The organism is Rhizobium sp. UBA1881, assembly GCF_002338015.1.
Classification (GTDB): Bacteria; Pseudomonadota; Alphaproteobacteria; order Rhizobiales; family Rhizobiaceae; genus Rhizobium.
This window is the reverse complement of the sequence record NZ_DDHH01000023.1, coordinates 656-7,184: the sequence shown is the minus strand read 5'-3', so window position 1 is coordinate 7,184 and position 6,529 is coordinate 656. Positions and strand designations below refer to the sequence as shown.

At 60.2% G+C, this 6,529-nt stretch carries 8 protein-coding genes, 3 tRNA genes and 1 pseudogene; 8 read left to right on the top strand and 4 right to left on the bottom strand.

The window, feature by feature from the left end; genetic code table 11:
* Nucleotides 1-284 precede the first annotated feature (284 nt).
* On the top strand, nt 285-794 hold the full coding sequence (locus B3605_RS02090; RefSeq protein WP_111561255.1) for a hypothetical protein: 510 nt from the start codon (nt 285-287) through the stop codon (nt 792-794).
* An 83-nt stretch (nt 795-877) separates the two neighbouring features.
* On the opposite strand, the gene B3605_RS02085 is transcribed toward B3605_RS02090, so the two are convergent.
* A tRNA-Gly gene (locus B3605_RS02085) sits at nt 878-951 on the bottom strand.
* Between the two features lie 26 nt (nt 952-977).
* Nucleotides 978-1,062 (bottom strand) — tRNA-Tyr (locus B3605_RS02080).
* 205 nt (nt 1,063-1,267) lie between these two features.
* Between B3605_RS02080 and rlmB the strand changes: the two genes are divergently transcribed.
* From rlmB to B3605_RS02045, 7 genes are all read left to right on the top strand, one after another.
* Nucleotides 1,268-2,158 (top strand): 23S rRNA (guanosine(2251)-2'-O)-methyltransferase RlmB, encoded by an 891-nt coding sequence (gene rlmB / locus B3605_RS02075; protein WP_112941260.1) that lies wholly within the window; start codon nt 1,268-1,270, stop codon nt 2,156-2,158.
* 122 nt (nt 2,159-2,280) lie between these two features.
* The gene (locus B3605_RS02070) at nt 2,281-2,451 is read left to right on the top strand and encodes a hypothetical protein (protein WP_018898654.1); all 171 of its coding nucleotides are present in this window, start codon (nt 2,281-2,283) and stop codon (nt 2,449-2,451) included.
* A gap of 68 nt (nt 2,452-2,519) precedes the next feature.
* Nucleotides 2,520-2,657 carry a hypothetical protein gene (locus B3605_RS02065; protein ID WP_183794670.1) on the top strand — a complete coding sequence of 46 codons (138 nt, stop codon included), beginning with the start codon at nt 2,520-2,522 and terminating at the stop codon, nt 2,655-2,657.
* Nucleotides 2,658-2,749: 92 nt separating this feature from the next.
* A tRNA-Thr gene (locus B3605_RS02060) sits at nt 2,750-2,825 on the top strand.
* Between the two features lie 151 nt (nt 2,826-2,976).
* Nucleotides 2,977-3,264, top strand: a complete 288-nt coding sequence (locus B3605_RS02055) for a hypothetical protein (protein ID WP_018898656.1) — start codon at nt 2,977-2,979, stop codon at nt 3,262-3,264.
* 212 nt (nt 3,265-3,476) lie between these two features.
* On the top strand, nt 3,477-4,250 hold the full coding sequence (locus B3605_RS02050; protein ID WP_112941261.1) for an NAD kinase: 774 nt from the start codon (nt 3,477-3,479) through the stop codon (nt 4,248-4,250).
* A gap of 4 nt (nt 4,251-4,254) precedes the next feature.
* On the top strand, nt 4,255-4,782 hold the full coding sequence (locus B3605_RS02045; protein WP_112941262.1) for a hypothetical protein: 528 nt from the start codon (nt 4,255-4,257) through the stop codon (nt 4,780-4,782).
* A gap of 85 nt (nt 4,783-4,867) precedes the next feature.
* Here the strand turns inward: B3605_RS02045 and prfB are convergent.
* Nucleotides 4,868-5,999 (bottom strand): peptide chain release factor 2 gene (gene prfB / locus B3605_RS02040; RefSeq protein ID WP_111561177.1). Its coding sequence is split into 2 segments (ribosomal slippage): nt 4,868-5,929 and nt 5,931-5,999, totalling 1,131 coding nucleotides; the frame shifts between segments, so codons are not numbered across the junction.
* A 100-nt stretch (nt 6,000-6,099) separates the two neighbouring features.
* Nucleotides 6,100-6,529 (bottom strand): annotated as a pseudogene (locus tag B3605_RS02035) (penicillin-binding protein); the annotation flags it as partial.

The window sequence follows — 6,529 nt, the reverse complement described above, 5'->3', positions numbered from 1 at the left end:
CAAACTTACTCTTTGCCATTTGAATGCTTCCTGTGAACGAAATGGATGACCCCGGCGAACCGGTTTAGTGCCGCCGTTTAAGGCTTTCGGCGGAATTGCGCAAGACTTAATTGCGGACGCTATTCCGCACTGCCGCCGCATATGGGAATGAAGCATTCGATCGGCAATATAGAAGTGTGACGACACGCGCGCGTTTTCACCATAAACCGCCACAAGCGATTGATGCTGTGATATTACTTGCCCTGCCGGAGCCACGCCGGCGATCGCTTGGGGGAGAGCACGGCATGGAACCGAAGGACATCGCGAAACGATCGGCCGGCAATTTCCTGATCTTTGCCGGCTGCGCATTCATATTGTGGATATTGGCGGCCGCGATCGACTGGATCGCGCAGGTCGTGCGGCTCTCGACGCCCGAGCGGCTGCCGGCGTTGGCAGCCTCCATCGTCAGCTCATCGACACTGCAGGCGATCGTCGCCATATGGCTGCTGACGGCGGCTGTCGCCATCGCATTTCCACGCGTTCTCAGGCCGCTATCGACCACGACGACGCTGATGTTCGATGTCGGCTACGGCATCCTCGGCGCGCTGACAGGATTCGGCATCGCGATCGGGCTCTTCGGCGGCGGGTGGTCGATCCTGTTGCGCGCACTCATCTATAGCGCCGTCATCGCCGTCGGCTATGTCGCCGTGCGCAAATGGCTGTCGCGCGACGAATTCACGATGGATGGGCGTACGCGCTGGATGGCGGCCGGCATCATCGCGCTCGCCTCCCCTTTCGTCTTGCTGTGGGGTTGAGATCGGGCACAGTGCATCAGTGCGATACGGTAACGCAAACAAACGCTTGCGCGCTGTGGGTAACGTTTGATTTCGACTTGAAATGGAGCGGGTAGCGGGAATCGAACCCGCGTATTCAGCTTGGAAGGCTGCTGCTCTACCATTGAGCTATACCCGCGGGGTTTGGTCCGATCCGAGGACGAATGGTGGAGAGAGTTGGATTTGAACCAACGTAGGCTGAGCCAACGGATTTACAGTCCGTCCCCTTTAACCACTCGGGCATCTCTCCAGTTTTTCGTCCGGATCGTTAGACCAAGTCTGCTAGACTTTCGAAGCGTTGCCGCCCCTCGGTCTGCGCCGCGTATATGACGGGCCGAGTTGCCTATGTCAACACGATGACGATGGAAAATATGCGAAAAATGTCATCGGCGATGGAAAGCCCCTGTGGACAAAGAAATCCTATGCGGAAAGAAATGCCACCGCTATAAAGCGGCATGAGCAAAGACAACAAATCCGGGGGCACGTCCTCCGACGAAAAATCCGCCAAGGATACGCACTACGCTAACCTGCGTCGTGCGCATCGCGATAACAAGCGCGAACGCGGCGAAATTCCAACTCCTGGCTTCCAGAAGCGCAAGCGTGGCGGCGATGACTGGAAGCCGCCGGCGCTGGCGCCAGACCAGGTCCATCTCTATGGCCTGCACACGGTGCGCGCCGCGCTCGAGAATAAAGAGCGCAAGAAGATAAAGCTGTCGGTGACCCCGAACGCGCTTGCGCGCCTTGAGATCGATGTCGAGAAACTCGGCATACCGTACGAGATGGTTTCGCCGCAGGATCTCGACAAGGTGCTTGGCCCCGATGCCATCCACCAGGGCGTGATGCTGGAAACGCGTCCCCTGCCCGTGCGCCGCCTCGAAGCACTGAAGGACAGCCCGCTGATCCTGGTGCTCGACCAGGTGACCGATCCGCACAATGTTGGCGCCATCATGCGCTCGGCCGTCGCCTTCAATGCCGGTGCGCTGATCACGACGCAGCGCCACAGCCCGACCGAATCGGGCGTGCTTGCCAAATCCGCCTCCGGCGCGCTGGAACTGATCCCTTATATCCAGATCACCAATCTCGCTGACGCGCTTGGCGAACTGCACAAGCTCGGCTTCGTCACCATCGGCCTTGATTCGGAAGGCCCGGCTCCGCTCGAGGGTACCTTCTCCGGCGACAAGGTCGCGCTGGTGCTTGGCGCCGAAGGCAAGGGATTGCGCCAGAAGACGCGCGAGACCGTGAATGCGCTGGCGCGGCTCGATATGCCCGGCGAGATCAAGTCGCTCAACGTGTCCAACGCAGCCGCGATCGCGCTCTACGCGGCGCGCATTCATCTGAAGGGCTGACAGGCTCACGAACGGGCCACCGTGCCGAAAGATACCGCTGCTGATGCTCGACCGCCTCGGTTTTGACGTCTGCAGCGGCTATCATGCAGCAATGCTCCGACCAACAAGGAGAAGCATCCGACATGGCAGTTCGTCCCCTCATCATCGGCATTCTCTTCATCGGCATCCTCGTCGCCATCATTCTCAGCATCGGCTGGATCGACAAGACGCAGCCCGTGCATCAACCCGACCCGCTCGCTCCCACAGCTCCCGGCACCAATCCCACGACGACAGCACCGCCGCCGGCGCAATAGCCGCGACGCCCGATCCGGAACCCAATTGCCTTATTTGCGTTTCTTCCTCGTTCAAAAGGAGAAATCGCGTGCGAATAATGATCGCTGTCATCGCTTTTATGGTTGTTTCGGTTCTCAGCATCGCTGCCATGCCGTCTTCCGGCGATGGCATGGGCGAGAATGGCGGCCACCTGCAATCGACTGTTCGGCAGACCACTCCAAACTAGCCTGCGTACGGCCTGTTGAAATCACTAAGCGAAATCAAATCGTGGCCGATTTTCCTTTACAGAGCAGCAAAATCTGCTAATTGGCGGGCGTTGCCCTTGTAGCTCAGTTGGTAGAGCACCTGATTTGTAATCAGGGGGTCGCGGGTTCGAACCCTGCCGGGGGCACCACAATTCTTCGAAGGAATCGATTGTTGCCACACCGACGGGCCTCGGTAGACGAGATGCTCGCGTTGCAACATTTGGTTCCTATTGCCCTTGGTTTCCCAGGGTTCCCCTGCATTCACGGCTGATCCGTGCAACATGCCAAGAGGTTATTGAAATGGCTGAACTCACCCCGGCGCAGATCGCGGGACTTAAACTCGCCCGTGACGGCGATCTCTATCCGCAGGCCGCCGGCAAGTGGACGCATGAGAACGCAACCGTGACCTATGCGAAAACGGACCGCTGGAAAGAGCGCCCGCAGAAGATCAAGACGGTGACCGCGAAGACGCTTGTGGACCTCTGCGAGCACGGCTTCCTGGAGCGCCGCAATCTCACCGACGATGGCACCACCGATACCTATGGCATCACCATGGGCGGAAAGATCTGGCTGCTTCAGAACAAGTAAGGCGCTGTCGCCGAGCCGACGGGCCACAGACGCGCGTCGACCAAGGTCCGTTCGAAACCGATCATAGACAGGGGGCGCCATGACATTGGCGCCCTTCTGCCCTCTCCCCACCTATGCAGAGAGTAGTCCCGGCGAACAGCTGCGACCTTTAAATGCCTTGTCGTGCCAGCCCATTATCATTTAGCTAGGCGGACTTTATCAAAGGGCATTGCATGAGCGTATCCTTTCAAACCCTCTGTTTTCTGGCTTCCCCTACCGCTGAGGCGCTGGCGGCGCGCGATGAACTGATTCGCCTTTACGGCGATGTGCCCGCCAAGGATGCCGATGTGATCGTGGCGCTCGGCGGCGACGGCTTCATGCTGCAGACGCTGCACAGCACGATGAACTCCGGCAGGCTCGTCTATGGGATGAACCGGGGCTCCGTCGGTTTTCTGATGAACGAGTACCGCACCGACGCGTTGCGCGAGCGGATCAATGCCGCCGTCGAGAACACGTTTCGGCCGCTGAGGATGACGACCACGAATGCCGATGGGACGAGCGATACCGCGCTAGCCATCAACGAGGTCTCGCTCTTCCGCCAATCCTATCAGGCCGCCAAGCTCAGGGTCGAAGTCGATGGCGTCGTACGGCTTGAGGAACTGATCTGCGACGGCCTGATGGTGGCAACGCCGGCCGGTTCGACGGCCTACAATCTTTCTGCGCATGGTCCGATCCTGCCGCTCGACGCACCGCTTCTGGCGATGACGCCGGTGAGCGCGTTTCGTCCCCGCCGCTGGCGCGGGGCGTTGTTGCCGAACAAGGTGACCGTGGACATTCATATTCTCGAATCGGAAAAGCGGCCGGTGAATGCGGTTGCGGATAACTCCGAGGTCAAATCGGTACTGCATGTGCGCATCGCTCAGTCCGAGCACATGACGGCCCGCATCCTCTCCGATCCCGACCGTTCCTGGTCCGACCGTATTCTATCCGAGCAATTCGAGGATTGAGGCGATGAAGCGTTTCGGACTGACAGCCTGCGCGCTGCTGATCGCCGCAATTCCGCTTGCTGCGCAGGCGACAGATGCCACCGATCCCGTATTGCCCGCGAGCATCACATTTGCCACGAGCACGGGTTACTGGGCCGACGACGGCAATGCGCCGGCGGTGACGCGCCCGCCGGTTGCCGCCACCCCGAACGCGCCAGCGACGGCAACGCCCGCCGCGCCAAGCCAACCCCGCCACGGCTATTACAAGCTGTTTGCGGTTCGCCAGGCCGATCGCACCGCCAAGGTCTATCTGCAGCAGATCGCGCAGACCGAGACCGGGCCCGAAATCGTCTCAACGGTCGAGGTTCAGGAGCTGAACGATCTCAATCCCTATGTGACGGATATTCGCCCTGAAAATTCGACCGGTCGGTTGAACGAGCCAGGGCTGTTCGCGATGGTTTATCTGAAGACCGATCCGGATGGCGACGCGAATAGCTGGACCGTCATCATCGATGAGTTCGGCGATATCAGCGTCGAGAAGTCGGGACATTAAAGCCCGTCGCGCTTCGAAAGACGCACAGCCAGAATCAGAAAAGGCCCCTACTGGGGCCTTTTCGATGTCATCTCACCAAGATCGATCAGTCGACGTCGTCGACCACGGCATCCGCCTTGCCGCTGATGCGGTGGGCGAGCGCTGCTTCCATGAACTCGTCGAGCTCGCCATCCAGCACGTCGTCGGGCGCAGTGCTGGTAACGCCGGTGCGCAGGTCCTTGACCATCTGGTAGGGCTGCAGGACGTAGGAACGGATCTGGTGGCCCCAGCCGATATCGGACTTGGAGGCCGCTTCGGCGTTGGCCGCGTCTTCGCGCTTCTTCAGTTCCGCTTCGTAGAGACGTGCGCGCAGCATGTCCCAGGCCTTGGCACGGTTCTTGTGCTGCGAGCGTTCCTGCTGGCACTGCACCACGATGCCCGAGGGCATGTGGGTGATGCGGACAGCCGAGTCGGTCGTGTTGACGTGCTGACCACCGGCGCCCGAGGAGCGATAGGTGTCGATACGGCAGTCGCTTTCGTTGATGTCGATCTGGATCGAGTCGTCGACGACCGGGTAGACCCAGATGGACGAGAACGAGGTGTGACGGCGCGCGTTGCTGTCATAGGGCGAGATGCGGACCAGGCGATGAACGCCCGATTCGGTCTTCAGCCAGCCGTAGGCATTGTGGCCCTTGACGAGCAGCGTCGCGGACTTGATGCCGGCTTCTTCGCCATCGTGGACTTCGAGCAGTTCAACCTTGAACTTCGAGCGTTCGGCCCAGCGGGTATACATGCGCAGCAGCATGTTCGCCCAGTCCTGGCTTTCTGTGCCGCCGGCGCCGGAGTGAACTTCGAGATAGGTGTCGTTGCTGTCGGCTTCGCCAGACAACATCGCTTCAACCTGCTGGCGCGCGGCTTCGGCCTTGAGTGCCTTCAGCGCGTCTTCGGCTTCCTTGACGATGGCTTCATCGCCCTCGTCCTCGCCCATCTCGATGAGCTCGATATTGTCTTTGATCTGCTGTTCGAAGCGACGAACGCCGCTGATGCCGTCATCGAGCTGCTGGCGCTCGCGCATCAGCTTCTGTGCTTCGGTGGCATCGTTCCAGAGGTTCGGGTCCTCTGCCTTGTTGTTCAACCAGTCCAGTCGTCTTATCGCCTGATCCCAGTCAAAGATGCCTCCTCAGCAGGGTGATAGCCTGCTTGGTTTCATCGACTACGTTCTGGATTTCCGCTCGCATTGTCCCGCTTCTTTGCGTTGTCTTCAAAAGTCGTCCGTCAAATAGTTGTGGCGGCCGCGGATGTAAAGAGCCGCGACCGCCACGCTATCAGCCGAAAATGTCAGTAGAGACCGCCGGCGCCGGATTGAACCGCCTGGTTGGCCTGCGGCGAGGTCTTCAGGATTTCCTCCGGCGCCATGGTGTTGTCCATGCCGATGACGGAGTAGCTGTCGGCCGGGCCGGTGCCAGGCTTGAAGGCCTCGATGATGGTGTTCGGATCGCCCTGCGTCGCGGCCATGCCGGTCTTGCGGTCGATCGGGATCAGGTTCATGCCGGCGGGGATCACGAACTTCGATACCGGCGTGTCCTTCACGGCCGCCTGCATGAACTCGTTGAAGACGGGCGCGGACAGCGAGCTGCCGGTGCCGCCGCGGCCGAGCGTCGATGGCGAATCGAAGCCGATATAAAGACCGGCAACCAGATCCGGCGTGAAGCCGACGAACCAGGCGTCCTTTTCATCGTTGGTCGTGCCGGTCTTGCCGGCGACGTCG

What these genes read in the sequence shown, in the direction of transcription:
- B3605_RS02045 (WP_112941262.1), top strand. Translation starts at nt 4,255, where the DNA reads ATGAAGCGTTTCGGACTGACAGCCTGCGCGCTGCTGATCGCCGCAATT.
- B3605_RS02055 (WP_018898656.1), top strand. Translation starts at nt 2,977, where the DNA reads ATGGCTGAACTCACCCCGGCGCAGATCGCGGGACTTAAACTCGCCCGT.
- B3605_RS02090 (WP_111561255.1), top strand. Translation starts at nt 285, where the DNA reads ATGGAACCGAAGGACATCGCGAAACGATCGGCCGGCAATTTCCTGATC.
- B3605_RS02070 (WP_018898654.1), top strand. Translation starts at nt 2,281, where the DNA reads ATGGCAGTTCGTCCCCTCATCATCGGCATTCTCTTCATCGGCATCCTC.
- rlmB (WP_112941260.1), top strand. Translation starts at nt 1,268, where the DNA reads ATGAGCAAAGACAACAAATCCGGGGGCACGTCCTCCGACGAAAAATCC.
- B3605_RS02050 (WP_112941261.1), top strand. Translation starts at nt 3,477, where the DNA reads ATGAGCGTATCCTTTCAAACCCTCTGTTTTCTGGCTTCCCCTACCGCT.